Origin of the sequence: Caldimicrobium thiodismutans (assembly GCF_001548275.1) — a bacterium.
Lineage (GTDB): Bacteria > Desulfobacterota > Thermodesulfobacteria > Thermodesulfobacteriales > Thermodesulfobacteriaceae > Caldimicrobium > Caldimicrobium thiodismutans.
Genome location: NZ_AP014945.1, coordinates 347281 through 373330 on the forward strand (window position 1 = coordinate 347281; position 26050 = coordinate 373330).

The 26050-nt window shown below is 37.8% G+C and carries 28 protein-coding genes; 18 read left to right on the forward strand and 10 right to left on the reverse strand.

Annotated features, from left to right (window positions below; genetic code table 11):
• Positions 1-14 precede the first annotated feature (14 nt).
• The 18 genes from fliN to THC_RS01795 all read left to right on the forward strand — a co-directional run bounded on the left by fliN (position 15) and on the right by THC_RS01795 (position 13505).
• Positions 15-503, forward strand: coding sequence for a flagellar motor switch protein FliN (fliN, locus tag THC_RS01710; protein WP_068512464.1), 489 nt, complete (start codon positions 15-17; stop codon positions 501-503).
• Positions 504-505: 2 nt separating this feature from the next.
• On the forward strand, positions 506-757 hold the full coding sequence (locus tag THC_RS01715; protein ID WP_068512466.1) for a flagellar biosynthetic protein FliO: 252 nt from the start codon (positions 506-508) through the stop codon (positions 755-757).
• Positions 747-1445 (forward strand): flagellar type III secretion system pore protein FliP, encoded by a 699-nt coding sequence (fliP, locus tag THC_RS01720; RefSeq protein WP_068512468.1) that lies wholly within the window; start codon positions 747-749, stop codon positions 1443-1445. The genes THC_RS01715 and fliP overlap by 11 nt, the downstream gene beginning before the upstream one ends.
• A 16-nt stretch (positions 1446-1461) precedes the next feature.
• Positions 1462-1731, forward strand: a complete 270-nt coding sequence (gene fliQ / locus THC_RS01725; RefSeq protein WP_068512471.1) for a flagellar biosynthesis protein FliQ — start codon at positions 1462-1464, stop codon at positions 1729-1731.
• Entirely contained in the window at positions 1728-2504 is a 777-nt protein-coding gene (gene fliR, locus THC_RS01730; RefSeq protein ID WP_068512474.1) for a flagellar biosynthetic protein FliR, read from the forward strand. Before fliQ ends, fliR begins: the two co-directional genes overlap by 4 nt.
• 7 nt (positions 2505-2511) lie before the next feature.
• Positions 2512-3585: a flagellar biosynthesis protein FlhB gene (gene flhB, locus THC_RS01735; RefSeq protein WP_068512477.1), complete on the forward strand. Its 1074-nt coding sequence runs from the start codon at positions 2512-2514 to the stop codon at positions 3583-3585.
• 6 nt (positions 3586-3591) lie between these two features.
• A complete protein-coding gene (gene flhA, locus THC_RS01740; protein WP_068512497.1) occupies positions 3592-5655 on the forward strand; it encodes a flagellar biosynthesis protein FlhA in 2064 nt (687 codons plus the stop codon).
• A gap of 3 nt (positions 5656-5658) precedes the next feature.
• The gene (locus THC_RS01745) at positions 5659-6666 is read left to right on the forward strand and encodes a flagellar biosynthesis protein FlhF (protein WP_068512500.1); all 1008 of its coding nucleotides are present in this window, start codon (positions 5659-5661) and stop codon (positions 6664-6666) included.
• Between the two features lie 17 nt (positions 6667-6683).
• Positions 6684-7478 carry a MinD/ParA family protein gene (locus THC_RS01750; protein ID WP_068512503.1) on the forward strand — a complete coding sequence of 265 codons (795 nt, stop codon included), beginning with the start codon at positions 6684-6686 and terminating at the stop codon, positions 7476-7478.
• A gap of 14 nt (positions 7479-7492) precedes the next feature.
• Complete coding sequence (locus THC_RS01755) at positions 7493-8221, forward strand: sigma-70 family RNA polymerase sigma factor (protein ID WP_167344308.1); 729 nt, start codon at positions 7493-7495, stop codon at positions 8219-8221.
• Between the two features lie 273 nt (positions 8222-8494).
• On the forward strand, positions 8495-8878 hold the full coding sequence (locus THC_RS01760; RefSeq protein ID WP_068512509.1) for a chemotaxis response regulator CheY: 384 nt from the start codon (positions 8495-8497) through the stop codon (positions 8876-8878).
• A 1-nt stretch (position 8879) separates the two neighbouring features.
• Positions 8880-9569 carry a hypothetical protein gene (locus THC_RS01765; protein ID WP_068512516.1) on the forward strand — a complete coding sequence of 230 codons (690 nt, stop codon included), beginning with the start codon at positions 8880-8882 and terminating at the stop codon, positions 9567-9569.
• Between the two features lie 6 nt (positions 9570-9575).
• Complete coding sequence (locus THC_RS01770) at positions 9576-9896, forward strand: hypothetical protein (protein ID WP_068512519.1); 321 nt, start codon at positions 9576-9578, stop codon at positions 9894-9896.
• A gap of 15 nt (positions 9897-9911) precedes the next feature.
• Positions 9912-10715 carry a hypothetical protein gene (locus tag THC_RS01775; protein ID WP_068512520.1) on the forward strand — a complete coding sequence of 268 codons (804 nt, stop codon included), beginning with the start codon at positions 9912-9914 and terminating at the stop codon, positions 10713-10715.
• A complete protein-coding gene (locus tag THC_RS01780) occupies positions 10715-11269 on the forward strand; it encodes a pyruvate kinase alpha/beta domain-containing protein (protein ID WP_068512522.1) in 555 nt (184 codons plus the stop codon). The genes THC_RS01775 and THC_RS01780 overlap by 1 nt, the downstream gene beginning before the upstream one ends.
• Entirely contained in the window at positions 11269-11640 is a 372-nt protein-coding gene (locus THC_RS01785; protein ID WP_068512524.1) for a response regulator, read from the forward strand. Before THC_RS01780 ends, THC_RS01785 begins: the two co-directional genes overlap by 1 nt.
• Before the next feature lie 46 nt (positions 11641-11686).
• A complete protein-coding gene (locus THC_RS01790) occupies positions 11687-12679 on the forward strand; it encodes a protein-glutamate methylesterase/protein-glutamine glutaminase (protein WP_407922078.1) in 993 nt (330 codons plus the stop codon).
• A 1-nt stretch (position 12680) separates the two neighbouring features.
• A complete protein-coding gene (locus THC_RS01795) occupies positions 12681-13505 on the forward strand; it encodes a CheR family methyltransferase (RefSeq protein ID WP_068512525.1) in 825 nt (274 codons plus the stop codon).
• 4 nt (positions 13506-13509) lie between these two features.
• On the opposite strand, the gene THC_RS01800 is transcribed toward THC_RS01795, so the two are convergent.
• From THC_RS01800 to THC_RS01845, 10 genes are all read right to left on the reverse strand, one after another.
• Positions 13510-13938, reverse strand: a complete 429-nt coding sequence (locus tag THC_RS01800) for a universal stress protein (protein ID WP_068512528.1) — start codon at positions 13936-13938, stop codon at positions 13510-13512.
• Positions 13939-13941: 3 nt separating this feature from the next.
• Positions 13942-14811 carry a universal stress protein gene (locus THC_RS01805; RefSeq protein ID WP_068512531.1) on the reverse strand — a complete coding sequence of 290 codons (870 nt, stop codon included), beginning with the start codon at positions 14809-14811 and terminating at the stop codon, positions 13942-13944.
• On the reverse strand, positions 14811-15572 hold the full coding sequence (locus THC_RS01810) for a TIGR02186 family protein (protein ID WP_068512533.1): 762 nt from the start codon (positions 15570-15572) through the stop codon (positions 14811-14813). Before THC_RS01810 ends, THC_RS01805 begins: the two co-directional genes overlap by 1 nt.
• 1 nt (position 15573) lies before the next feature.
• Positions 15574-16503 carry a sulfite exporter TauE/SafE family protein gene (locus THC_RS01815; RefSeq protein ID WP_068512535.1) on the reverse strand — a complete coding sequence of 310 codons (930 nt, stop codon included), beginning with the start codon at positions 16501-16503 and terminating at the stop codon, positions 15574-15576.
• Positions 16504-16515: 12 nt separating this feature from the next.
• Positions 16516-16992: a hypothetical protein gene (locus tag THC_RS01820; protein WP_068512543.1), complete on the reverse strand. Its 477-nt coding sequence runs from the start codon at positions 16990-16992 to the stop codon at positions 16516-16518.
• 132 nt (positions 16993-17124) lie between these two features.
• Entirely contained in the window at positions 17125-18471 is a 1347-nt protein-coding gene (locus THC_RS01825; RefSeq protein ID WP_068516544.1) for a sigma-54-dependent transcriptional regulator, read from the reverse strand.
• 10 nt (positions 18472-18481) lie between these two features.
• Complete coding sequence (locus tag THC_RS01830) at positions 18482-20026, reverse strand: sensor histidine kinase (RefSeq protein WP_068512549.1); 1545 nt, start codon at positions 20024-20026, stop codon at positions 18482-18484.
• A 9-nt stretch (positions 20027-20035) separates the two neighbouring features.
• The gene (locus THC_RS01835) at positions 20036-23335 is read right to left on the reverse strand and encodes an efflux RND transporter permease subunit (RefSeq protein ID WP_068512553.1); all 3300 of its coding nucleotides are present in this window, start codon (positions 23333-23335) and stop codon (positions 20036-20038) included.
• Between the two features lie 12 nt (positions 23336-23347).
• On the reverse strand, positions 23348-24463 hold the full coding sequence (locus tag THC_RS01840) for an efflux RND transporter periplasmic adaptor subunit (protein WP_068512557.1): 1116 nt from the start codon (positions 24461-24463) through the stop codon (positions 23348-23350).
• Positions 24460-25860 (reverse strand): TolC family protein, encoded by a 1401-nt coding sequence (locus THC_RS01845; protein WP_197650977.1) that lies wholly within the window; start codon positions 25858-25860, stop codon positions 24460-24462. Before THC_RS01845 ends, THC_RS01840 begins: the two co-directional genes overlap by 4 nt.
• Between the last annotated feature and the right edge of the window lie 190 nt (positions 25861-26050).

Sequence of the window (26050 nt, forward strand, 5' to 3'; positions counted from 1 at the left end):
AGAGGAGGTTTCTTATGGCTGAAGAAAATATTGAAAGACCTGAAGAAAAAAAAGAAGAGGAGGCCCTTAATCCTGAAGACTTGATGTCCATGTGGGAATCTGCCTTAAAGGAGGCCCAAGCAGAAAAATCTTCTCAGGAGGAGACCTCAATTTCTACTCCTGAAGAGGTTAAAAAAGAAATACCAGTCTCTCAACCTGCTCAACTTCAGGAGCTAAAACCAACAAGAGAGGAAGGTCTCCATCCTGAGTTTGACTTTATTCTTGATATCCCTCTTGAGATCTCCGTTGAAATAGGAAGAACCAAAATGCTTATTAAAGAACTTTTAAAACTAAATCAGGGCTCTATTGTTGAACTTGAAAAGTTTGCAGGAGAGCCTGTTGAGGTCTATGTAAACGGGAAACTCATGGCCAAAGGTGAGGTTGTAGTAGTAAATGATCGCTTCGGGGTAAGAATTACTGAAATTATTAGTGCTCAGGATAGAATCAAAAGGCTCGGGTCTTAACTATGGAATGGCTGAATTATTTACAAAGCTTGGGGATTTTGCTACTTATTTTAAGTGCCTTGCCTGTCTTAGCCCATCTTTATAAGAGGTATCAGACTAAGGTTCCCTCCTCTTCCGCTATCAAAATTCTGGAAATAAAACCCATAGCTTATAAGGCACAAATTTTGTTAATAGAAGTTGAGGGAAAAAAAATGCTTATTGGGCTCTCAGATAAGGGATTTAGTTTTCTTGGGGAGGTAAAAAATGATGCTTAATTTAGCTGCCTTTGCCTTACCAGCCCTTAAGGTGAGCATGGAAGCCTCTCAAAATCCCTCTCAGATGAGTGTTTTTTTACAGATTCTTCTTCTTTTGACTATTTTATCCATTGCCCCAGCCATTTTGTTAATGCTTACCTCCTTTACCCGCCTGGTAGTTGTCTTTTCTATTCTAAGGCATGCCCTTGGCCTTCAGCAAACCCCTCCCAATCAGGTTTTAATCTCCTTAGCTCTTTTTCTGACCTTTTTTATTATGACACCTGTCTTTAAAGAGGTCTATACCTCAGCGCTACAACCCTATTTGCAAAAGCAAATAAATGAAGAGGAACTCTTCAAAAGAGCTGCCCATCCCATTAAAGACTTTATGTTTAAAAATACCCGTGAAAAGGATTTAGCCCTTTTTATTAAACTTCGTGGAGAGGAAAGACCAAAAACAAAAGAGGATGTCTCTTTACTTACTTTAATTCCAGCCTTTATGATTAGTGAGCTTAAAACTGCCTTTCAAATCGGATTTTTGCTTTATATCCCCTTCTTAGTTATAGATATCGTGGTCTCAAGTGTGCTTATTTCTATGGGAGTTCTTATGCTTCCTCCCATGATGCTTTCTTTACCTCTAAAACTTTTACTTTTTGTTCTTGTAGATGGTTGGAATCTTTTAGTCATGTCCTTAGTAAAAAGTTTTTATTAAAGGAGGTGTCAAGCTTATGACAGATGTTACGATTTTGACCTTAGCTAAGGAGGCCATTAAGCTCAGTCTCTTTTTATCTGCTCCACTGCTTTTGACTGCCCTGGTCATAGGTCTGGCTATAAGTATTTTTCAGGCAGTTACCCAGATTCAGGAAATGACCCTTACCTTTGTGCCCAAGATCCTGGCTATGGTCTTAGTCCTTTTTATAACCCTTCCCTGGTTTTTAAAAAAACTAACCACTTTTACGGAAAATTTGATTCTAAATATTCCCGGGATGATTAAATGACTTTAACCCTAATAGAGCTTTTGCAAAGGGAATTCTTTACCTTTTTGCTAATCTTTATACGGATTCTTCTTTTGTGGTTTCTATTTCCGGTTTTTTCAACAACCTTTTTTCCGACTAAACTCAGGATTGCCCTCTCCATGGTGCTTGCCTTAGCCTTTACTCCTTTACTTAGTTTTAAAATAACACCTCCCCAAAATTTTTATGAGTTTCTTCCCTATTTTCTTTCTGATTTTCTTTTAATCTTTGTGCTTTCCCTTTTTTTCAGGGTAATTTTAGGAGGGCTACAGCTTGGGGGAGAGCTTGTGGGTCTCCAGATGGGATTTGGAATATCCCAGACCTTTGACCCCCTTGGTGGAGTAAGTATGCCTATTATCTCTCAATTTATATATCTTCTCCTCTTACTCTTTTTCTTTACCTTTGATATCCACCACCACTTAATTTATTTTCTTATTAAATCCTTTTATGAAATTCCCCCTGGTTCTTTTTATATAAAAGGGGATTTCGTGCAATTTCTTTTAAAAAAGAGTGGTCTTATTTTTGACATAGCAGTCAGAGTTTTGGCGCCTCTTTTGGTCTTTATGCTTCTTATCAATATTATCCTTGCTATAATAGGAAGATTAATTCCCCAGATTAATGTGCTATTTGTGAGCTTTCCCTTGACCCTTGGTCTTGGGCTTTTCTTCTTTGGCTTAATGCTTTTCTTGATCCCAAAGATTTTAAATCTTTATTTTAATGAATTTGGTAAATTTATGCAGATTATTTTAAAGATGTGAGGAAGGCATGCCTGAGGAGCAGGCCCAAGAGCGCACAGAAGAGGCTACCCCGCGGCGAAGGGAAGAAGCCAAGCGCCGGGGACAAATTGTTAAGAGTAGAGAGCTTTCATCCGTTGCTCTTCTTTCAACAGGGTTTTTGAGCTCTTTAGTCCTGAGTTTTGTTTTTTTTCAGCAATTTTTCTTTATTCTGAAGTTTAGCTTTTCAAACTTTTCTACAGGAGATCTTGACTTTTCAAACCTTTTATACATTGTCAAAACTTGCCTCTATGCCCTTTTTAAATTTTTACTCCCCTTTTTTGTTTTGCTCCTAATTTCCGCTTTTGTTATTTATTTAGTGCAAACAGGGGGAGGTGTTTGGGCAGAAGAGGCTATCTCTCTTAAGTGGGACCGAATAAATCCTGTTGAAGGTTTTAAAAGGCTCTTTTCCTTGACCTCTTTTTTTGAGCTGGTCAAGGCTTTAGTCAAGCTTGCTATCATTACAGCCTTTAGTTATTGGATCATAAGTCAAAATTTTGACAAACTAATTAAACTGCTTGGGGTGGAGTCCTATTATCTCCTTGCTACTCTTAAGGTTTTGCTTAAGGATCTTTTAGGTAAGTTACTTTCTGTTCTTGCTTTTTTAGCCATTCTTGACTGGCTGTATGCCCGTTGGGACCTTGAGAGAAAGTTGCGGATGACTCGGGAAGAACTTAAAGAGGAACTTAAACAAACAGAGGGTGATCCCTGGGTGAAGGCCAAAATCAGGCAAAAACAGAGAGAAATGAGCAGACAGAGGATGCTTGCTGAGGTACCCAAAGCAGATGTGGTCATTACCAACCCAGAGCACTTTGCTGTGGCTTTAAAATATGATATCGGAAAGATGCCTGCTCCTCAAGTGATTGCAAAGGGAGTTGATTTCTTAGCTCAAAAGATTAAAGAGGTTGCCAAAAAACATGGGATTCCCATCTATGAGGATCCCCCTCTGGCACAAATTTTGTATAAAAAAGTAGAGGTAGGGGAATACATACCTGAGGATCTATATCAGGTAGTGGCTAAAATTTTAGCTTATGTTTATAAAATGAAAAAGAAAAAATGGAGCTAATAATTAATGGATAGGACATTTACTTTAAAGAATCTTTTAGATTTTTATAGTATTACCGCTGTTATAGGTGTAATCTTACTTTTTGCTTTGATTATTTTCCCCTTGCCCCGTCTTTTGATAGACCTTGCCCTCTCCCTTAACTTTTCTATAGGTCTTCTTATCCTCATCATGGCCATGCAGGTTAATAAACCCCTTGATTTTACGGCCTTTCCTTCTTTGCTTCTCCTTACTACCCTCTTTAGGCTTACTATGAATATTGCTACAACCCGGGTAATTCTTCTCCGAGGGCATGAGGGAACAGATGCTGCAGGGCATCTTATTAAAAGCTTTGGGGAGTTTGTGGTAGGAGGAAACTTTGTTGTTGGTTTCATAGTCTTTCTTATTTTGGTTTTAATAAATTTTGTGGTTATCACCAAAGGTGCAGGGAGAATTGCTGAGGTAGCGGCAAGATTTACCTTAGATGCCATGCCAGGGAAACAGATGGCCATTGATGCTGACCTTAATGCAGGGCTTATTGATGAAAGGGAAGCCCGTAGAAGAAGGGAAGAGATTGCCAAGGAAGCTGAATTTTATGGAGCCATGGATGGTGCTTCCAAATTTATCCGGGGAGAGGCCATTGCAGGGCTGATTATTACAGTTATAAATATAATAGGGGGAATTCTTATTGGCACCCTTCAGAGGGGACTTGATCTTTCAACCTCAGCCAAGACTTACACCATTTTGACCATTGGAGATGGTCTGGTAGCTCAACTTCCAGCCATTGTAGTCTCTACCTCAGCAGGTATTATAGTGAGTAGGGCAGCTGCTGAGGCTGGTATGGGGAGAGATATAGCTAAACAGTTTGCCCTAAGGCCTGAGGCCATGTTTTTAGCCTCAGGGGCAGTTTTAGCTTTAGGACTAATACCCGGGCTTCCCTTTTTCCCCTTTTTTGTCTTTGCCCTTTTTCTTTTCTCTCTTGGTTTTATCTCTTATAGACATCTAAGGAAAGAAGAGGTAAAGCCCATAGAAGAGGCTCCTCCTCCACCACCTGAGGTGGAAGAGGTGCGTCCGGTTGAGCTTCTTGCAGTGGAACTTGGTTATGCTTTGATTTATTTAGCGGATGAAGCTCAGGGAGGAGACCTCCTTGAAAGGATAAAAAATCTTCGAAAACAGATGGCTCAGGAGCTTGGTATCATGATACCCTCTGTGCATGTTAGAGATAATCTTTCTTTAAAGCCCGGAGAGTATCAGATTCTCATTAAGGGAGTTGAAATAGCCAAGGGAGAACTCTTACCCAATTATTACTTAGCTATACCCCCCAGTCCTGATCTTTTGCCTCCTGAAGGAGCAATCCCCACTACTGAACCTACTTTTGGAATGAGGGCTTATTTCCTCCCAGAGGAGCTTAAAGATTCTGCTGAAATGGCAGGGTTTACTGTAGTTAATCTCTCAACAGTTATTACTACCCATCTTTCTGAAGTTATCAAGACCTATGCAGATGAACTCCTAACTAAACAGGAGGTCCAGAAAATCATTGATACCATGAATAAATATTATCCCAAATTAGTTGAAGAGACCTTGAATGCGGTAAATCTAACCACTATTCAAAAGGTCTTACAGAATCTTGTGAAAGAGGGTATTCCTCTTAAAGACATGGTGACTATCTTTGAAGGGATTAGTGATTATGGATCCTCTGTAAAAGATCCCGATATACTTACAGAATATGTGAGACAGAGATTAAGTAGATTTATTGTTAAGCCCTATATAGTTGAGGGTAAACTTCCTACAATCCTTGTGGGAGATGACATTGAGGAGATTATGAAAAAGAGTCTTCAGAGAACAGAACAGGGTGTCTTTTTGATGATTGATCCCAAAATTGGCTCAAAGATTGTGGCATCTTTATCTCAGGCAGTTGAAAGGGTGGGCCAGAAGAATCTTTTACCAGTCATCCTCTGTGGACCAACCATACGGAGGCATCTGCGCAAACTCATTGAAAGGACTTTGAGGTATGTGCCGGTGCTCTCTCAGGCTGAGATTCCAGGTGAGGTGCAGGTAGAGATCCTTGAGGTAGTAAGACTTGTGAGGGAATAGAGCATGCGCATAAAGAAGATAAGGGCCAAAAACATGGTTGAGGCCTTAAGAAAGGTCAAGGATGAGCTGGGTGAGGAAGCAGTGATTCTTGATTCAGGAAAGATTAAAGAAAATGGACTTGAATTATACGAGGTAGTGGCAGCGGTTGAAGAGCATGAAATTGAAAATAGTATTATCTCTGAAACATCCTCCTATTCTGAAAGGGGACTTTCTATTTATGAGGATCTTAGAAAAGATATTCTGGAGATCAAAGGTGCTCTTAGAGAACTCTTACAGAGCAATTCCAAAGGGCTTGCAGTCAAACTTTTAAAAGAAGGGGTTCCAGAGGAGATTGTGGAAAAGCTCGAGAAGTCCTCTCAGGATTTACCACAATTTGTCCTATCTGCTTTAAAAAGCAAGGGTGTAAATCCTCTTTCACGCCTTCAGGTTTTTGTGGGTGAGCCTGGGGTTGGAAAAACTACCTCTCTCTTTAAGCTTGCCTTCTGGTATAGAGTTCATAAAAATTCAAAAGTGGCAATTTTAAGTGTGGATAACTACAAAATTGGAGGAAAGGAACAGTCTCAGAAACTTTCAAATCTTCTTGAGATCCCCTTTTATCAATCTGATTGGGAGGATTTTCAAAAATTTCAAAGAGAATTTTTCTCTCAGTATGACTTTCTTTTGATTGATACCCCGAGTCTAAGCAAAAGATTTACCATTCATGATCTCTATGATCTATTTAAACTCTATCCTTTTTTGAGATTTTATTGGGTAGTTAGGGTTACGGAAAATGCTGAAAATATGTTAAAACTCTGGGAGGATTTAAAGGATTTACCTGTGGATGGAATAATTCTTACTTTTTTAGACAGATTATATTCTGGTTATAGACTTTTCTGGCTCTTAAAAGAGGAGATCCCAGCACCTCTTTTTGGCACAACAGGGGAGAGAATCCCTGAAGATTTGGAAATATTAGAAGGAAAGACTCTTTTGGGGTTATTTTTAAGAGGAATAAAAGATAAAGTTTTAGAATAAAGGGAGGAGGAGAGAACATGCAAAGTTTTTCTATAGCCAGTGGTAAAGGTGGGGTGGGGAAGACCAGTTTTGTTATTAATTTGGCTTTGGGACTGAGCCAGCTCAAGCAAAAGGTCTTGATCTTTGATGCAGACCTTGGGCTTGCCAATGTGGACATAATGCTTGGAATCTCACCCAAGTTTGATATTCGTTTTGTTTTAAATGGTTCTCTTAGTCTCAAAGATATAATTTATGAAACAGAGTATGGATTTTCTGTTATACCTGCGGGTTCTGGAGTTTTGGAACTTACTCAGCTTAATTCTAATCAAAAATTGCTCCTTCGAGCCCAGATGGAAGAGGCCTTTTCCCCCTTTGATTATCTCTTTTTTGATATCTCAGCCGGAATCTCAGATAATGTTTTATTTTTCTCCCAGCTTGCCGAGGAAAGGATTGTTATTCTCACTCCTGAACCAACCTCTATGGCTGATGCCTATGCCTACTTGAAGGTTTTATATAAAAAGAGTAAAATTAAAAACTATAAGTTGATAGTTAATATGGCTAAGGATAATGAGGAGGGCAAAAGAGTGTTTCATCAGTTGCTCTATGTTATTGAAAAGTTTCTTCCAGAGATTAAGATAAGTCTTTTGGGAATATTGCCTTATGATGAGTGTGTTAAAAGGGCTATACGAAGTCAAACCCCTTATTTAATTTATTGCCCTGAGGCTAAGATTAGTTTCAAAATAAAAGAGATTGCCTATAAAATTTTAAATGAGAAATCAAGAAAGAAAGATAAAGTATTAGAGGAATTTTTAGAGAGATTTTCAGCCTTATAACAGGGGAGATAATGGTGAAAAGTCAACATTTTAAACCCCCGATAGAAAAGGTCATTGATGATTTTTTGCCAAGGATCAATCATTTAGCCAATAAATATGCCTATCTTGGCCAACCTGTTTTATCCAAGGAAGACCTTGTTTCTGCAGGAGTAATTGGTCTTATTGAGGCTTATCATCGCTTTGACCCTTCTAAAAAGGTCAATTTTAGAACTTATGCAGAATATAGAATTAAGGGAGCTATACTTGATGAAATCAGAAAAATTGATATAATACCAAGAAGTGTCAGGGAAAAGACCTCTGAGCTTGAAGAAAAAGTAAGAGAGTTATATCTTAAGCTCGGGCGGATGCCTGAGGAAGAAGAAGTGGCTGAGTCCCTTGGTATCTCCTTAGAGGAGTATCAGAAGCTTCTTGAAAACATTAAAGGTATATCCTTTATTGACATTGATGCTTTTAAACAGAAGATACCAGAACTTGAAGAGGAGGATATTTTTGAATTCCTGGCTGGGGCATCTTCTCAAAACGATCCTATAGAAAACTATACCTTAAAGGAACTCACAGAGAAATTAGCAGAAGCCATGGAAGTATTATCGGAAAAGGAGAGATTGATTTTGGCTTTGTATTATTATGAGGACCTTAATATGAAGGAAATTGCAAGGGTTCTTGGCTATACTGAAGGAAGAATTTCGCAACTTCACCAGCAGGCTTTGATCAAATTAAGAACTTATTTAAATATTAAATTTTAAGGGAGGAGTCAACTATCAGAAATAGGGTAAGGGAAAAATGTTAGCCATAGCAAATCACCTTGGAATTATTAATTATCTTACTTTTTCCTTTATTAGGACTCTTAATCACATGATCAAGCCCTGTTTATTTGATGATTTTTTTAGAAGAAGGGGGAGGAGTTCTTTAATCTGGCTTTCAAGGAAAAAAGAGTTTTTGGATGTGGCTAGAGGAGAATTTTGCAAAGGTTCATGTTTATATCATAAACAAAAAAAATTACAGAAGGAGGGGATTAGATGGCACTTGATACAAATATAAAAGTCCTTATTGTAGATGACTTTTCTACTATGAGAAAGATTATTCGCAATATTTTGACTCAGCTTGGATTTAAGAATATCTTAGAGGCAGATGATGGAACCACAGCCTTAGAGATTTTATCAAAGGAAAAGGTTGATCTAATTATCTCTGATTGGAATATGCCCAAGATGAGTGGCCTTGATCTTTTAAAGGCAGTTAGGGCCAATGAAGCCACTAAGGATCTTCCTTTTGTTATGGTTACTGCTGAAGCTCAAAAGGAAAACATTCTTGAAGCCATCAAGTATAAGGTAAGTCAATATATTGTAAAACCCTTTACACCTGAGACACTTAAAGAAAAGCTTGAAAAGGTCTTTGGAGGATAGTTTGGAGGAAGAAAAAAAGAAAGAATCTGAAAATTTAGAAGAAAAAAGGGAAGAAACACCTGAGCCTTCAAAGGAAATTTTAACTGATGAAAAAGAAAAAACAGAGGCCTTACTTCAGGATCTTTTAGAGGAAGAGACTGAGGAAGAAAAAAGGAAAACTCCAGAAAAGAAAAAAAACATTCCTTTTCTTTTAATCCTCAGTGGCTTATTAATTCTTTTACTTTTGGTTTCAGCCTTTTTCGTGCTTTATAAACTTTTTCAAAAAAAGGAAATTTCAAAACCTTTGCCTCAGGTACCATCAAAAGTTGCTGAACAGCTTAAACCCGAAGAAAAATCAAAGATTACTCCTGAAGAAGTAAATGCAACAAAATCTGAACAGGTATCACAAAAATCTTACGCTTATCGGCTTGATCTGAAAAATTTTCTCATCCCTTTGAATGAACAAACCTTTTTAAAAATGGATGTATATTTATATTTTGAAAGGCCAGAGGATTATAAAAAGGCTCAAAAGATTAATCTTTCCCTTAGACAGTTTGTTTTTGAAGAGGTCAAAAAGGAGAACCCTCTTGTGTGGAGGGAAGAAAAAGCTTTAAAAAGAGTTGAGGAAGATCTCAAGGTTAAGATACAAAAGGAACCTTTAATGTTAAATCCAGCAAAGATTGAGCTTGAAGGGACTATTTTAAGGGTCTAAACCCAGATGAACAAGGAACTCCTCTTATATGCCTTGCTCATTTTTGATGTCTTCATTTTGGTTCTCTTAGCCCTCTTTTATTTGAGATTCCGAAAATTTTTAAACCTACCTTGGGAAGAGATTGAAGAGAGCTTAGATAGGGCCCAGAGATTGGTTGACCGTCTAAAAGAGCTTAAAGAAAAGGGTGCTAAAGGTGAAAGGAATTTATCAGATCCGAGGGAAGAGGTTATCCTTCTCTCACAAAAGGGACTTAAAATAAAAGAGATTTCTAAAAAAACCGGGCTTAGTGAAGGTGAAATTGAAATAATTTTGAAGACGCAAAAATAAAAGCTCTAATATTAGATGCAAATTACAGCTCCTACTCCGATATATTATCTTCCTGAAAATCTATGGAGTCTCTTTACTCGTCCTGGAAGAGAATTGGTTATGCGAGTGCTTGAGATAGAGGGTAAGCTTTTATATCTTGAGATGGGTGGTTATAAATTTCAGGCTCGTTTAGCCGGGACTCTTAATCCTGAAGACTTTAGACCCGGAGAATTGATCAAGGTAAAGGTCCTAAAATCAGAGGGTCCAATTGTCCTTGAGATCCTTGGAAGTTCTAAGGAGACAACGGAAGCAAATCTTCTTTATTTAATGGTAAAAGAAGGTCCAAGTAAACCCCAGACACAGGCTCAACTTTCCAAGGAACTAAGTTTACTATCTGAGGTGTTTAAGAGGGTCTTTGAAAGACTTGAAACCAAAGACAAAGCCAAAAATCAAAAAGGTCTTGAAGAGCTTTTAGGAAAAGAGATTAGAATCAGTGATTTTGTTCTTGAGGAGGATAGACTTTTTTTACCTTTTCTATTTAAGGAAGAAAACTCCTGGGGATACCTTGAAATAATAGTTCCTAAAGAAAAGGGGGATAAGGTAAGGCTTTTTTGGTTAAAAGTTTTTTTTAAATACCTTGGAATGGTTGAGGCTATATTTTCTTATACAAAGGATTCTATTGAAGTGGATATCTTTTTTGCGGAGAAAAAGGCTTGGGAATTTGCAAGAGATTATTTTTTAGAATTAAAGAGAGACCTTTCTTTTTCTGGAAAATTAGTTAAAATCAATTTTGAAAAAAAAGAAGTTTTTCCGGGGTTTTTTTTAAACAAGGTAGGATAATGTCATATTTTGCTAAGCCAGGGCCTGAAAATACAAAGGCTTGTCTTGAGACTGTTTTAAAGGTCATTGAGGAACGAGGTATTCGGGATATTGTAGTTGCCTCAACTTATGGGGATACGGGGCTTATTTTTGCAGAAGCTCTTAAAGATAAAGATGTAAATTTAGTAATTGTTACCCATAATGTTGGTTTTAGGGAACCAGGAACGCATGAGATGACAGAGGAGGTAAGGGAAAGACTGAAAAAGCTTGGAGCTAAGGTCTATACTGGGACCATGGCCTTAAGGGGTATTGGTTCAGCGATAAAGAGCCAATTCCATTATTCTGAGGAGACTCTCATTGCACAAACTTTAAGGATTTTCGGACAGGGTCTTAAGGTCTGTGTAGAGATTGTAGTTATGGCCTGTGATGCTGGTCTTATCCCCCCAGAAGATGTTATTGCGGTAGCGGGAACAGCAAGAGGTGCAGATACAGTAGCCCTAATTAAGGCCATGCCTTCAAATAAATTTTTTAATCTAAAGGTAAGAGAAATCTTAGCCAAACCAGGGGATTGGTGATGAAAAAGGCCCTTGTAGTTGATGATTCCAAGGCTATAAGACAGATTGAGAGGAAGTATTTAGAGGAGCTTGGCTTTTTTGTTTTAGAGGCTGAAAACGGTGAAGAGGCCTTAAAAGTTCTTAAAGAAAATTCAGATATAACTCTTATTCTTCTTGACTGGCACATGCCTGTTATGAATGGCTATGAGTTTTTAAAGAAAGTGCGGGAAAATCCTGAATGGTCTGAGATAAAGATTATGATGGTCACTACTGAAAATCAACAAAAATCTGTTATTGATGCTATTATGGCAGGAGCTAATGAGTATCTCATGAAGCCCTTTGATAAAGAGATGCTTGAAACAAAGATTCAATATCTTTTTGAAGGATTCTAAGGTGGCTGAAAAGGTTCGCACACTCATCGTAGATGACTCCGCTATAATGCGAAAACTCATTGTGGATATCCTGAAAAAGGATCCCGAGATTGAAATTATTGGTCAGGCTGTAAATGGAAAAGAGGCAATTGAAAAGGCAAAGGTTTTAAAACCTGATGTAATTACCCTTGACATAGAGATGCCTGAGATGGATGGTATTTCTGCTTTAAAGATTTTGAAAAAAGAGTTACCTCAAACCAAGATTATCATGTTTTCTTCGCTGACCCAGGAAGGGGCAAAAGCAACTATTGAGGCCCTATCGCTCGGGGCTTATGATTTCGTACCTAAGCCATCTACAAAGTCTTTTCTTGAAAGTGTGAAAAAGATTGAAAATGATCTTCTTCCCAAGATTAAGGGGATAACTTCATCTAAGGAAATTAAATCTTTTAAAATTACTCCTTCTCAAAAGCTCTTAAAGCCAGGGCTTTTTAGAATTTTAGGAATTGGGGTTTCTACAGGTGGTCCTCAGACCTTAATAGAAATCTTTAAAGGCATACCTAAAAATTTCCCAAGTCCCATTTTGATAGTTCAGCATATGCCCCCTTTATTTACTAAACAGCTTGCGGATAGATTGGATAAGATTTCTCCCCTTCAGGTTAAAGAAGCTGAGGACGGAGAGGCAATCAAGGAAGGGGTGGTTTACATTGCCCCAGGTGATTATCACATGGAGGTTGTAAAAGAAAATACTCAAAAATATATTAAGCTCCATCAAGGCCCACCTGTTAATAATTGTAGACCCGCAGTGGATGTCCTTTTTAATAGCTTAGCTGAGATTTACAATGGAAGTTCCCTGGTCTTGATTTTAACAGGAATGGGTAGAGATGGTGCTGAAGGAGCTAAAAAAGTAAAACTTAAGGGTGGAGGTGTAATAGCTCAGGATGCCCAGACCTCTGTTGTCTTTGGAATGCCAAGAGCAGTTATAGAGGCAGGCCTTGCAGATGAGGTTTTGAGCCTTTCTGAAATACCAAAAAGACTACGAGAACTTTTTAGGTGTTATTAATATGGAGAAAGAGATCTTTGATTTTTTTACAGCCTTAGTTGAAAAGGTAAGTGGAATTTCTTATCAACAGGGAAAAGAATATCTCCTGGAAAGCAGACTTACTGAACTTGCCCTTACCCTTGGTTATAAAGACCTTTCTTCCTTTTACCAAAAGGTCAGAACAGGACTAACTTCTTCTCTTATAAACCAAATTGTGGATACCTTAACAACAAATGAAACCTATTTTTTTAGAGATCAACATCCCTTTGAGACCTTAAAAAAAGACATTTTTCCGGATCTTTTTCAAAAGCGAGTATCAGAAAAAAAGATAAATATTTGGTCAGCGGCTTGTTCAACAGGGCAGGAGCCTTATAGTATTGCCATCTTGCTCTCAGAGTATTTTCAGAATTTTCTAAATACCTATAGAGTCTCTATTTATGCTACAGATATTTCAGAAAGTTCTCTTAAAAAAGCAAAAGAGGGAATTTATAATCAAATCGAGGTAAACAGGGGATTACCGGTTACCTTTCTTGTGAAATACTTCAAACAGGCTGGTGGAAACTGGCAAATTGATGAAAAGGTAAAAAAACTTGTGAAGTTTGAATTTTTAAATCTTCTTGAGATAGATAAAAAGGTTAGAGACACCTTTGATCTAATTTTTTGCCGATATGTTTTAATCTATTTTTCCAAAGAGGTTAAAGCTAAGGTGTTTCAATCCCTTTGGAAGACCCTGAATAAAGGTGGATACTTACTCCTTGGCGCAACAGAAATTCCTCCGGTGAATCCCCCAGATATGGAAAAAAAGCTCTTAGGAAAGACGGTTGCCTTTTACAAAAAGGAAGCTTAAATATTTAGTTCCTGATAATAAACACCGGACAGGGCGATTGATCAATCAAAAGCTCTATCAATCTGTCCTTAAGAGACAATAACCTTTCAAAAAGCGTTGGTTTTTTGGGTTCAATCACGATAAGATCACAATTTTCCTCTATAGCTATATCCAATATATCCTCTTCTTTTTCAATCTCTTCTACCCTAATCTTAGCAAGCACCCTTTCTTCTTCAGTTAACTCTTTTATTTGTTTATACTCTTTAAGTTTATATCCTTCTAAAATCTCTTCCAGATTTTTAATACCGGTTAAATGAAGCTCTCCTTCATATGTAGGCAAGGGTTTTAAAACTACTACCCATGTGCCCTCTTTTTTGGCTAATTTAAAGCTTTCTCGCAAAAATTCAGGTGAATTTCTGTAAATAATTAAAATTTTTCTATACCCTTTAGCCATGATTTATTCCTCCTTGGCAATTAAAACTGGAATATTTATCAAATGTAATATCTTTTCCGTAGTGCTTCCTATTAACTTTCTATCAAGGCCTTTTTTCCATCCATAAGGTCCAATAATAAGAAGGTCAATCTTTTTTCTCTCAGCAATTTCAACTATTTTTTCAGCTGGTGATCCCTCATCCATAATTAACTCAATGGGAATCTTTGCCTCTTTGGCCATATTTTCAGCTGAAGAAAGGATTTTTTTACCCTCAACAATTATTTTTTCTTTAATCGAGGGGGTTATATAAAATTCTATCAATTCCTGATATCTCGGAAGAATATAACAAACATGAATAGAGGAGCCATATTCATTATAAAACCTAAAGGCCTTTTTAAGAGCCAGTCGGCTTGCCACTGAATCGTCAAAGGGCACAAGTATTGAATTATAATCTCCCTTACATTCCTCACAGGGCTTTTTTACCACCAAAACATCAATTGGAGAATTTAAGGCAAGCTCTGTGCTTACACTCCCAAGAACCAATCTTTTTAAAAGACCCTTTTTTCCATAAGTGCCTGTCACAATAAGCTTGGCCTTCAAGGTCTCTGCTTCGTGTAGAATAGCCTCAGAGGGATCCCCTTCTTTAAGAATACATTGGGCTTGTATCCCAAAGTGTTTTGTGATCTCTGCCTTGGCCTCATCGCAGAGCTTTTTACCTTGCTCAAAGCGTTTCTCCCGTATATCGGGGTAAAGCAGGAATTCTTCCTCGTTGAAATAGATGACATGCATTAAAAATAATGTGCCTCCATGTCTTTTTATCCAAGCGCAGGCCTCTTTGAGTCCAGCCCGGCTGTATTCTGAACCATCGTAGGCAACTAAAATAGTCTCATACATTAGTGGCCTCCTTTCTTAAAGATTAGTCCAACCAAGAAACCAGCTACAAGAGCTATAATAACAGAAAAAATACCATAAATTAGGGCCTGGTTTTTTGAAAAATCAGCTAAAACCTTAACAAGCCCTACCTGAGAAACTTTTATGGATTCTCTTATCTCTTTAACTATGGTTCCCTGCTTTACTTCATATAATTCTACCTGATATTCACCTGGAGGAGCCTGATAGGGCCAATCAAGAGTAGCCTCTAATTTGGGTGCTTTATCCTCATTACAAGTAAATTGGACAACCTTTTCCTCATAAAGGCGATGTTTGCCCTGATATTTCAGATATTCTTGCCAAAACTTTATTTTTTGATTTGGATCTTTAAGAGGAAAGATTTCAGCCTTTTCTCCAAGAACTGCAAACCCAAGGTCATAATTTTCAAGAATTTTCTTGGGTAAAATACTTTCAATAGGCTTATTGCTATAAATGTAATAGAAGAGGGGAAGATTTTTATAATGGATATCGTTAACTTTCATCCAGATGAGACCACCAACCTTTTCAATGGTTTTGAAGGTGCTTTCTTCTTTTTGTTCTGAAGTTATTTTTATAATAAAATCATCCTGGCAAGAGTTAGGAGTTGCTGAGATTTGTAGTCTTTCCCCTTTATAAAAGAAGGACACTTGAATCTCCTTGGGCTTAACGGTTATCTCATCTGAGGCCAAAAGGGGATAATGAATTAAAAACAAAAGAATAAAACAGAAACCTATAAAAATTTTCATTTTAGTGACCTCCTTTTGGGGCAATAAAAATTGAGGGTGTAAGGGTGAGGCCAAGAATCATCTTAATGGTAACCAGAAGAACAATACAGGCCAGAATTATTCTTAACTGTTCCCCTTTTAATTTTGCTCCCAGGGTAGTCCCAATCTGGGCCCCTATGGTTGAACCAAGGAGCAAGAGAATTGCAAGGATAATATCTACGGCATGGTTCATTACTGATTGTAAAATAGTAACCTCTATACAGGTAAAAAGAACAATAAACAAGCTTGTTCCTACAACAACATGCATGGGGACCTCAAGAAGGTAAACCATAACAGGCACCATCAAAAAACCTCCCCCTACTCCCATAATGGCAGCTAAAATCCCTACTACAAAACCAAGTAGTATAGTAGTAATTACCGATTGATAAATCTGAGCCTTGGAATAAAAGGTTTGAAGAGGTAAATTCTTAAGAGTTTCTTTAAAACCACCGGGTTTTTGAGATTCTTTTTCTTGTGATGCTTCCTCTTCTTTTTTTCTCAGGGCAGACAGACTTTCAAAAAACATTAAAGTTCCTATGATACCAAGCATGATTACATAACAGAGTTTGATAAGGATATCAGCATTACCCATTGCCCTTAGGATTTTTACTAATTGAACCCCCAGCAATCCTCCTGTAAAACTTCCTATTAGAAGATGAAAGCCCAGCTTGAAATCTACATTTCCTCTTCTCCAGTGAGCATAGCATCCCGAGGCTGAGGCAGCCACTATTTGATTGGCATCGGTCCCTGCTGCAACTACCGGATTAATTCCCATCATCATTAAAAGAGGGGTCATAAGCCACCCCCCTCCTACTCCAAAAAGACCTGACAGGATACCAACTGCAAACCCTGCTAAGGCAGGTAAAAAGACATTAATGCTTGTTAAAGCTACGGGCAAATAAATGTTAATCATCCCAGCTCCCCCTTAAGAAGTTTTCGGAATCAGAGTGATAAAAGGAACAGTGAACTCTTCAACTAATTTCTTTAAACCCTTAGGTTTAGAAAAGAATTTTTCATTTGTCTTAGGTGAAATTATAAAGAGTTCTACTCTGAATTCCTTTTCTAAAAGTCCTTTAACCTCTTTAAATAAATCTTCGGTAACAATAAGAATCTCATAGTTTTCAAGAGATGCAAGTTTGAGTTGATTTATGAGTTCTTTAATATAATTTCTGGTATCTGGAGAAAAATTTTTGAGTTCTTCTAAGGCCAGTTCTTGGGCACCTTCTTCAGCTAAGGCTGAGGCCATAAAATGGGTCTCCAAAAAATCAGAGATCTTTTTTTCTCTAAGAATCAAAAAAAGAATCTCCTTTTTAAAAAGGAGCTGCATCTCCTTGATATATCCAAGATAAGAAGAAAAATCCTCTCCTTCTCGTATTAAAATAATTATCTTACTCTTTTTCATGGAGTAAACCTCCAGCTTTTTATAAAAAGATAACAAATAATATGCCAGCTTTAAAAAATTGATTTTATAAGGCCTGAAAGACAATTAACTTGAAAAGCCATGTTTAACTTTGAAACAGAAGTGAACACTTATTTAGTCCTCTTTAAGAAGTCTCCACAGGCTTGTCCTTGAAATACCGAGCACCTCGGCTGTTTTGGTCTTATTTCCTCCAAAAAATTCCAGCACCTTTTTGGCATATTCTCGGGATATTTCTTCCAATGATTTTATATTTTGAGTGTTTAAAGTTAAGACAGTGGAGATTTGAAGACTCTGAGGAAATAAATCTGGAGCAATGTATTCTTCTTTACAGAGAAGGACAGAGCGCTCAATAATATTTTCGAGTTCTCTAACATTACCTGGAAAGGTATAGTCCATTAGGACCTTCCATGCCTCTTTGGTGAATCCTTTTATCTTCTTTTTAAATTTTTGATTATATTTTTGAAGAAAGAGTTCGGCTAAGGGTTGAATATCTTCCTTTCTATCCCTGAGAGGGGGAAGATTTATTTCTATAATTGAGATGCGATAATAAAGATCTCTTCTGAAATACCACTTTTCAATTTCTACATGAATATTTTTATTGGTTGCAGCCACAAATCTTACATCTACTTTTATAGGTTTAGTTCCTCCTAATCGCAAGATCTCTTTATCTTCGAGAACCTTAAGAAATTTAGCCTGCAGATTAACTGGAATTTCAGTTATCTCATCTAAGAAAAGGGTTCCTTCATGGGCAAGTTCAATATGTCCTGGTTTGGATTTAAAAGCTCCTGTAAAGGCTCCTTTTTCATAGCCAAAAAGCTCACTGGCTAATAATTCTTCAGTATATAGGGAGCAGTTTATGGCAATAAAAGGGCGATTTTTTCGCTTGCTTGTAAAGTGAATGTATTTGGCAAGAGCTGTTTTTCCTGTGCCTGTTTCCCCTGTGATAAGTATAGTTGTATCTGTGTCCTTGATTTCATCAATAATCTTCAAGACCTCTTGCATAGCCTTGCTTTTTGCCACAAAGGTATGTTTTTCTAAAATTTCTTGGGAACTTTTGAGGGCTATATTTTCTCTTTGCAAGCGTTTTTTTTCATAAAAATGATTTATTTTTAAAAGAAGCTCTTCTATTTCAATGGGTTTAGTTAAATAATCTGAGGCTCCCTTTTTAATGGCTGAAACAGCTGTTTCTATACTTCCATAGGCAGTAATGATAATAATATGAATATCCTCATCAAAGTTCCTAATTTCTGGGAGAAGATCAAGGCCATTTATATCTGGTAGACGTAAATCAAGTAAAATGAGATCATAGGACCCTTTTTTAATTCTTTCTAAGGCCTCATTTCCTGTTTGAACTCCCTCAACAGAAAATCCCTCTTTTTCTAATAATCTGATGAGATATTTAAGAGAGATCTCTTCATCTTCCACAATAAGAATAGAAAAATTTTTATGAATTTCTCCCATTTTTTTCACTCTATAATGGTAATATTATTTCAAAGGTTGTTCCCTTTTCGGTGCTTTCTTTCAAAAGAATATCTCCTCCGTGTTTTTGCAAGATTTCTTTAGCCAGGGAAAGTCCTATTCCAATTCCGCTTGGTTTAGTGCTGAAAAAGGGTTCAAAAATGGACGCCTTGATTTCATCTGGAATACCTTTTCCAGTATCCCTAATTTCAAGGTGAATCATTCTATCTTTCACAGTTACTGCAATTTTAATAGTTCCTTTACCTTCCATAGCTTCATAGGCATTTTTTAAAATATTTATTAAAGCACTTTCAATAAGGATGGGATCTCCCTCAAGTTTTAAATCTTCAGGGGAATCTATTTTAAAGAGGATTTCATTTTCAGGGTGATCTTTTATAAATTTTTCCCAGGTTTTCAAGATAAAACCTTTTAAAGGAATAGATGTTTTATTCAGGGATCTTTTTTTAGAATAAATCAAGAAGTGTTCAATGATTTCTTTAATTCTTCGTGCCTGTTTTTGTAAATCCTCTATGTATTCTTTGAATTTCTCTTTATCTTCAGATGAAAGTTCTCTTTCCAGAGTTTTTAAAGTTAAGGAGAGGTTATTGACTGGATTATTCAATTCATGGGAGATTTTGGTTAAAAGCCTTCCAAGGGCTGCCATTTTACTCATCTGATACATTTCCTCTCTTTGTCTTTCAAGTTCCTCTTCCCGTTCTTTCAATTTTTCTTCCATGAGGTTGAATTTGTAAATCAAAAGATCTAATTCATCAGATATTTTAAAGAGCTTATATTTCTTAAAAACCCCTTTGCCTGTATTTTCTATAAGCATATTTAAAATCTTACATCTCTGTATAATTCCCCGGATCAGGAAAAGTATTCCTGCTAAGGTGAGACCTGTAAAAAATCCCAAACCAAGGATTTGAATAATTTTTAAAAATTTAAGTTTTTTTTCAATCTCTGCCCTGCATAGGAGATCCAGTTTTTTGGTAAGATTCACTAAATTTTCTCCCAGAACCCTGAGATTTTGTAAATCTCTTTCAAGTTTGTCAAGATTTTTTTCCTCTTCTGAGTTTAAAATTTTAAGCTTTTTTAAAAAATTTGAGACCTCTGAGGGATGAGAAAGAATCACGCTCCTGAGTAAGTTTAAAAGTTCAGGATTATGGGGAAACCGATTCTGGAGTTTGGCATCAACATCTCTTGAAAGGTTTTCAAGTTCAAAAAAAGTTTGTTTGTAAAGATTAAGGGTTTCTTTTAATTGAGGGATTTCCTCATATTTATACCCACTCTTAGAAAGCCCATCTATAGTTTTTTCCAGTTCCTCCATATAGCGTAAGACATTTTTATAGTCTCTCTCTAAGGCAGAACTGTATTTTAAAAAAATATTTTTTTCATATCTTCTTAATTGTAAGGCCTTGGTGCGAAGGGTGTCTGTCTGCTCAAGAAAGTAGATTTCACCTTTAAGAGTATTAAAAAAATAAAAATTTATAGAAATTAAAAGAATAATCAAGGATAAGCTGAAGGTAAAAAGGAGAAAAATTCTTTTCTTAATAGTCATGTCTAAATTTTAATCAAAGATTTGCTTTTTAAGAAGGTCTTTAGATGGAGCGGGGTGACCTCTTTTTAACTTATGACCATAGTAAAGAAGGGGAATAAGAAAGAGAGAAAGGAGGGTTGAGCCTATGGTTCCAAAGATGAGAGAAATGGCTAAGCCATTAAAGATTGGATCAAAAAGGATTACAAAGGCCCCTACCACTACACCAGAGGCTGTAAGGAATATGGGACGAGTTCGCACTGCTGCTGATTCAACCACAGCTAAGGCCAGAGGAACTCCCTTCTTTACCCTTTGTTCAGCAAAATCTACTACTAAAATAGAATTTCTAACAATAATTCCAGCTAAAGCAATAAAACCAATCATAGAGGTTGCTGTAAAAAAGGAGTTTAAAATCAAGTGCCCGGGGATGATACCAAAAAGGGTTAAAGGAATAGGGGCCATGATAACCCCAGGTATTCTAAAGTCCCTAAACCAACCCAGAATGAGCACATACATAACAAAGATTGCTCCGAGGAAGGCAAGCCCAAGATCTCTGAAAACCTCAAGGGTTATGTGCATCTCGCCATCCCATTTTACAGCAATTTTGTCTAAGGCCAAAGGATGAGTTAACCAGAATTCTCTAACTTCCCCATAGGGGTTGGAAAGAGCTTTTATTTTTTCTCTGATATCAAAGATTCCATAAACCGGGGCCTCATATCTCCCACCCGTATCTCCCACTACATAGGTGACTCTTCTAAGGTTTTTATGATAAATGCTTGAAGGAATTAGATCCTCTTTTATCTCTACGAGTTCTGAAAGAGGGACTGGTTTGCCTTCAAAATTTACCACTTTAAGGGTTCTCAATAATTCAAGGGTGCGAAAACTTTCATCCAGTTTTAAAAGGATGGGAGTATGTTCAGTATCAGTATTCTGGAAGATTCCAACCTGTAACCCTTCGCAAAGGGCACTAAGAGTCTGAACAAGTTCAGACCTCTGCAGACCAGCTGCTTTGAGTTTTTCTTCCTTAGCCTTTAGTCTTAATCTTGGAGCCTTATCTTCAAGATAAATTCCTTCATCCGTTATAAGAGGAGAATTTTTGAAGATTTTTAGAACATTCCGAGCAAAATTTTCTTGAGAGATAAGGTCTGGTGCATAAACCTCTGCAACAATTGGTGAGAGAACAGGGGGACCAGGAGGGACCTCCACTACAGCTACATATTTTGCACCATAAGCCTTAGCTATCTCATGAACCTTAGGACGAATCCTTTTAGCAAAATCGTGAGATTGTTCCTTTCTATGATGTTTACCAATTAGATTAACCTGAATATCAGCCTGATGGGGCTCGCTTCTTAAATAATAATGCCTAACGAGACCATTGAAATTGTAAGGAGAGCTTGTCCCAACATAGATTTGAATGTCTGTAACTATGCTTTCCCTCTGAATATATCTCCCAATGGCCTTGGCAGTCTCCAGGGTCTTTTCAAGGGGAGTGCCTTCAGGCATATCCAGAACAATCTGAACCTCACTTTTATTGTCATAGGGAAGCATCTTTACCAAAACAACTTTAAAATAAAAAAGACTCAAGCTTGCAAGCAAAAGGAAGATTATACCTCCATAGAGGAGATAGCGTTTTTTGGGAGAACTGAGAAAGGGAAACATTCCCTTGGCAAAAAACTGGTAAAGCTTTGTCTTTTTAATATAGGAAATTTCTTGCTCAAGTTCCCTTTTTTTCATCTCTTCCAGATCATGGGCAAGCTCCTCTTCTTCAATTTCTTTATCCTCTTCAGCAGGAGTTTTTAAGATCCTGTAAGCAGCCCAGGGAGTAATAATTAGGGCTACCAGAAGGGAAAAGAGCATAGCTACTGAGGCATTAATGGGTATGGGCCTCATGTAAGGACCCATAAGCCCTGTGACAAAGGCCATTGGCATAAGGGCTGCAATAACAGTAAAGGTTGCAAGAATTATAGGGGCTCTAACCTCATTGACAGCACCTATTATAGCTAATCTGGCATTTGGGGCTAAGCGGGCCTTAAACCAGCGATGTATGTTTTCCACATCCACAATTGGGTCATCTACTAAAATTCCTATGCAAAAGATTAAGGCAAAGAGAGTGACCCGGTTCAGTGTAAATCCGTAAAGCATACTTAAAAAGAGAGCAATAGCTAAGGTAACAGGAACTGCAATACCTACTACTACAGCCTCCCTCCAGCCAAGAACCACTGCAATGAGGAGGGTTACCGCAAAGGTAGCGATGAAAAGGTGTTCAAGAAGTTCGTTCGCCTTTTCTCTTGAGGTCTCCCCGTAGTTTCTGGTAACTGTTACATGAAGGTCTGAGGGGAGAAGTTTGCTTCTGACCTTAGAGACAAGCTCAAGCACTTCCTCTGCTACCTGAACAGCATTGGTGCCTTTCCTTTTTGAGATAGCAATTGTTACTGCAGGATAGAGCTCAGAGGAACTTTGAATACCCTTTTTGGGGCCAGCTGGCCCACCTCCAAAAAAGACATAATCTTTGACCTCCGAAGGCCCATCAGAGACCTTGGCAACATCTTTTAGATAAACAGGCCTTCCCTGAAAAATCCCTACAATTACATTTTCTACATCCTCTTTTGATCTGAAAAACTCTCCAGTTTGAAGAAGATATTCCTGATTTTTTTCTTTCAGTCTTCCTGATACACATTGAGCATTGGCATTTTTAAGAATCTGGGCAAGCCTTAGGGGAGAGAGTCGAAAACTTTCTAATCTGGCTGGATCAAGAATAATTCTTATTTCGCGTGGCCTGCCACCAATAAGGCTGACTTCTGCTACATTTTCCAGTTTTTTAATTTCATTTTCAAGTAGAGCCGCCATCCTTCTTAGATCGTATCCGTCATACCTCTCTCCCCAGAGGGTGAGACTGAGTATGGGCACATCATCAATGGATTTTGGTTTTATGAGAGGGGGTAAAATAACTCCTGGAGGGGCTATATCCATTGCAGACATCCACTTTGAATTAATCTCAACAAGGGCTTTAACAGGATCTGTCCCTACATAAAATCTTGCCGTGACAACAGCCATCCCGGGTTTGGCAACGGAATAGATGTATTCAATATCCTTTAATTCCCAGAGCTTTTTTTCAAGGGGTGTAACCACTCTCTTTTCTACCTCTTTAGGTTCTGCCCCTGGATATTGAAGCATAATGTCAATCATAGGAACTACAATCTGGGGCTCTTCCTCCTTAGGGGTCTTAAGGATGGCAAAAAGCCCAAGGACAAGAGTAACAAGAATAATTACAGGGGTAAGCTTGGAATCAATGAAATAATTAACTATTCTTGCGGTAAGACCAAGGTCTTTCAATTTAAACCTCTATTATTCTACTAAACAGTGATCACAGGCCCTCTCAATCCCTTCAATAACTATGGTTTCCCCTTCCTTAAGGCCAGAAAGAATCTCTATTTGGTCATTCCATTTAGCACCAGTTTTAACATATCTTAATTCCAGGGTTTTATCTGGTTTTACTACAAAAATTCCTGTTAAGTCATAACGCTTTAAGAGGGCCTTTTCCGGGACATAAAGGGCCTCCCTTTTTTCAGGTATATAGACCTTGGCAATCAACCCACTTTTTAAACCCTGTGTTTGTTTAAGCCTGAGTTTGATAGTAAAGGTCTGCGTTTGAGAATTTAGACCTGAACTTTTTTCAATCACCTCACCTTGGATTCTTTCAGAGAGCCCCTCTACAGAAGCAAAGAGAGACTTTCCAGGGTTTATTTCATTAAAAAATTTGGCTGGGATTTCAGCCCTGATCTGATAGGGAGGCTTTTCAAAGATAAGCATGGGCTCTCCAGGAATTGCCAGATCACCTGGATTAACTCTTTTTTCAATAACACATCCTGTAAAAGGTGCCCTAAGGTAAAGATACTGAAGCTGTGAAGAGATGGCATTCTTTTGGGCTTTAACTGCGGAGATCCCGGCTTTAGCTGCTTCTAAGGCCTCCTTGGAAGCTTCATATCTTGCCTTTACTTCATCATATTCTTGAGGGGTAACCGCACCCTCTTTGAGGAGTTTATTATATCTTTCAAAGGTTTTTAAGTTTGCCTCATAATTAGCTTTCAAAGAGAGGTAGTTTGCTTCAGCCTGCTTCATCTGATGAGAGAGGGCCTCAATCTGGGAGCTTATCTCAGTTCCCTCAATAGAGATAAGAAGGGCTCCTGCCTTTACACAATCTCCTTCTTTAACTTTTACAGCTGTAACTCTTCCAGAGACCTTAGTTGCAATCTCTGCCTTATCTTCTGGGATAACTTCCCCTGTGTAAGCATTTTCAACGACCTCTCTTTTTTCAACCGTGCCAAACCGCAGACCCGTAACCTTCTGGGTCTTAGGCTTTACTTCTTTGCTTTCCATCTTTGAACTAAAGAACCCTGCAATCCAGAGCAAAACAAGAATTAAGATTCCCAAAAAAATAATATATTTTAGATGATTTTTCATAAAGCCTCCTTAAGGATACCTCCTGCAAGGAGGATTTGCATGTAAGCCTCGTGTAAATCTTTTAGGGCCTGCAGTCTTTCAAGCCTTGCCTGATCAAGTTCAGATTGGGCATCAAGGAGGTCAAGCATTCTGGCAAGACCACTTTGATAGCGCAGTTGAATAATGCGGAGCATCTCCGTTGAGGCCTGGATCCGACTCTCAGCGCTCTTAAACTTATAAAGGGCATTTTGATATTCTGTATGGGCCTTCTCTATCTCAAAGAGGATGTTATTTTTCAGAAAAAGATATTTTTTTTCCAAGGAGGAGGATTTTTGAAGCTCAGCCTGAGCCTTTTTAAGAGTTGTAAGCCCGGTGTCAAATTTCCAGGTAAGACCAAGGCCAAGGAGATATCCACTTCCACTTGAACCAAAGGGATAGTTTTTATCATTAAGGGAATAGGTTGCAAAGGCTGAGATTTGAGGAAGGTTTTCGGAAAGGGTAACTTTATAAGCCTCCCTTTGCGTCTTAATCTCCTCTTCTAAGGCCTTTAAATCTTTTCTGTTTTGGAAGGCAAGGGTTTTAACCCTTTCAATTTCTATTTGAGGGATAGAGGCTAAGTCTTCAACTTCAAAATCTCCGAGAGATGTGTTTACAAGGAGTTCAAGATTCTTTTTAGCAAGGCTGTAATAGTTTTTAGCCTTTTCCTGTGACTCCTTGGCCCTATTGAGATAGACCTCGGCACGGTAAACATCTGAAAGGAGAGCTGTGCCTGCTTGATAGCGGGCTTTAGCAATTCTTAAGTGTTCTTCAGCCTCTCGGATTGAACTCTCTGAGACCTTTATGCTCTCTTTGGATAGGATCGCAAAAAGGTAGGCCTGGTAAACCTGAGAGAGAACCTCTTCTTCTTTGCGCTCATAAAGATTTTTTAAAGCCCGAAAATGAGCCTCAGCTTGTTTTACCTGAGCCTGAATCTTTCCACCCAGCCAGATGGGAAGTTCAAGGGTCAAGCGGGTCTCAAAGTTTGTTCTACTCTTGGGATCATTTAACTTTTTAATTTCAAAGTCCTTAGCTGAAAATTCTTCCTGATTCAGTTTAAAAGTAAAGACCTGGGCCGGGATATCGCTGTGGCTCAAAAGTTCTTCCAATTTTAGCCTTGGAAAATATGCCCCTTTGGCAGCTTCCTTTTCAAGCTCTGAAGCCTTGATAGCCTGTTGAAAGGCCTTAAGCTCTAAGTTGTTTTTTAGGGCAAGGGCTAAAAATTCTTTTAGAGAGATTTCTTTAGCAAAAAGGGAAAAAAGAGGAAGAATAGAAAAACTAAGGATCAAAAGGACAGACCTTATTATTCGGTGTAAGTTATCCATATTAATCAATAATTTATAGAAATTTTTAAAAAAGGCAACCCTCCAGATTTTTTTCACACTTGTTAAGTGTCTGCATGCGTCGATATTTTTTTCAGCGTAGGCAGGCCTGTCTGCGGCAGGCACAGGCAGGTCTCTATGATTTTTTTAGTTCTATTTTACTACCTTTTCATTGTAAGGGATATTATTCGTTATAAGTCATAAATCATCCTGAACTCATTTGTGGAAATCTTGTCAGGACTAATTATGG

Excerpts from the sequence above, each read along its gene's own strand:
- THC_RS01805 (WP_068512531.1), bottom strand. The coding sequence starts at position 14,811 with ATGTATGAGACTATTTTAGTTGCCTACGATGGTTCAGAATACAGCCGG.
- THC_RS01830 (WP_068512549.1), bottom strand. The coding sequence starts at position 20,026 with ATGACTATTAAGAAAAGAATTTTTCTCCTTTTTACCTTCAGCTTATCC.
- THC_RS01795 (WP_068512525.1), top strand. The coding sequence starts at position 12,681 with ATGGAGAAAGAGATCTTTGATTTTTTTACAGCCTTAGTTGAAAAGGTA.
- fliN (WP_068512464.1), top strand. The coding sequence starts at position 15 with ATGGCTGAAGAAAATATTGAAAGACCTGAAGAAAAAAAAGAAGAGGAG.
- THC_RS01840 (WP_068512557.1), bottom strand. The coding sequence starts at position 24,463 with ATGAAAAATCATCTAAAATATATTATTTTTTTGGGAATCTTAATTCTT.
- fliQ (WP_068512471.1), top strand. The coding sequence starts at position 1,462 with ATGACAGATGTTACGATTTTGACCTTAGCTAAGGAGGCCATTAAGCTC.
- fliP (WP_068512468.1), top strand. The coding sequence starts at position 747 with ATGATGCTTAATTTAGCTGCCTTTGCCTTACCAGCCCTTAAGGTGAGC.
- fliR (WP_068512474.1), top strand. The coding sequence starts at position 1,728 with ATGACTTTAACCCTAATAGAGCTTTTGCAAAGGGAATTCTTTACCTTT.
- THC_RS01815 (WP_068512535.1), bottom strand. The coding sequence starts at position 16,503 with ATGATTAACATTTATTTGCCCGTAGCTTTAACAAGCATTAATGTCTTT.
- THC_RS01745 (WP_068512500.1), top strand. The coding sequence starts at position 5,659 with ATGCGCATAAAGAAGATAAGGGCCAAAAACATGGTTGAGGCCTTAAGA.
- THC_RS01780 (WP_068512522.1), top strand. The coding sequence starts at position 10,715 with ATGTCATATTTTGCTAAGCCAGGGCCTGAAAATACAAAGGCTTGTCTT.
- flhA (WP_068512497.1), top strand. The coding sequence starts at position 3,592 with ATGGATAGGACATTTACTTTAAAGAATCTTTTAGATTTTTATAGTATT.
- THC_RS01760 (WP_068512509.1), top strand. The coding sequence starts at position 8,495 with ATGGCACTTGATACAAATATAAAAGTCCTTATTGTAGATGACTTTTCT.
- THC_RS01715 (WP_068512466.1), top strand. The coding sequence starts at position 506 with ATGGAATGGCTGAATTATTTACAAAGCTTGGGGATTTTGCTACTTATT.
- THC_RS01800 (WP_068512528.1), bottom strand. The coding sequence starts at position 13,938 with ATGGCTAAAGGGTATAGAAAAATTTTAATTATTTACAGAAATTCACCT.
- THC_RS01775 (WP_068512520.1), top strand. The coding sequence starts at position 9,912 with ATGCAAATTACAGCTCCTACTCCGATATATTATCTTCCTGAAAATCTA.
- THC_RS01810 (WP_068512533.1), bottom strand. The coding sequence starts at position 15,572 with ATGAAAATTTTTATAGGTTTCTGTTTTATTCTTTTGTTTTTAATTCAT.
- THC_RS01820 (WP_068512543.1), bottom strand. The coding sequence starts at position 16,992 with ATGAAAAAGAGTAAGATAATTATTTTAATACGAGAAGGAGAGGATTTT.
- THC_RS01785 (WP_068512524.1), top strand. The coding sequence starts at position 11,269 with ATGAAAAAGGCCCTTGTAGTTGATGATTCCAAGGCTATAAGACAGATT.
- THC_RS01770 (WP_068512519.1), top strand. The coding sequence starts at position 9,576 with ATGAACAAGGAACTCCTCTTATATGCCTTGCTCATTTTTGATGTCTTC.
- flhB (WP_068512477.1), top strand. The coding sequence starts at position 2,512 with ATGCCTGAGGAGCAGGCCCAAGAGCGCACAGAAGAGGCTACCCCGCGG.
- THC_RS01790 (WP_407922078.1), top strand. The coding sequence starts at position 11,687 with ATGCGAAAACTCATTGTGGATATCCTGAAAAAGGATCCCGAGATTGAA.
- THC_RS01825 (WP_068516544.1), bottom strand. The coding sequence starts at position 18,471 with ATGGGAGAAATTCATAAAAATTTTTCTATTCTTATTGTGGAAGATGAA.
- THC_RS01750 (WP_068512503.1), top strand. The coding sequence starts at position 6,684 with ATGCAAAGTTTTTCTATAGCCAGTGGTAAAGGTGGGGTGGGGAAGACC.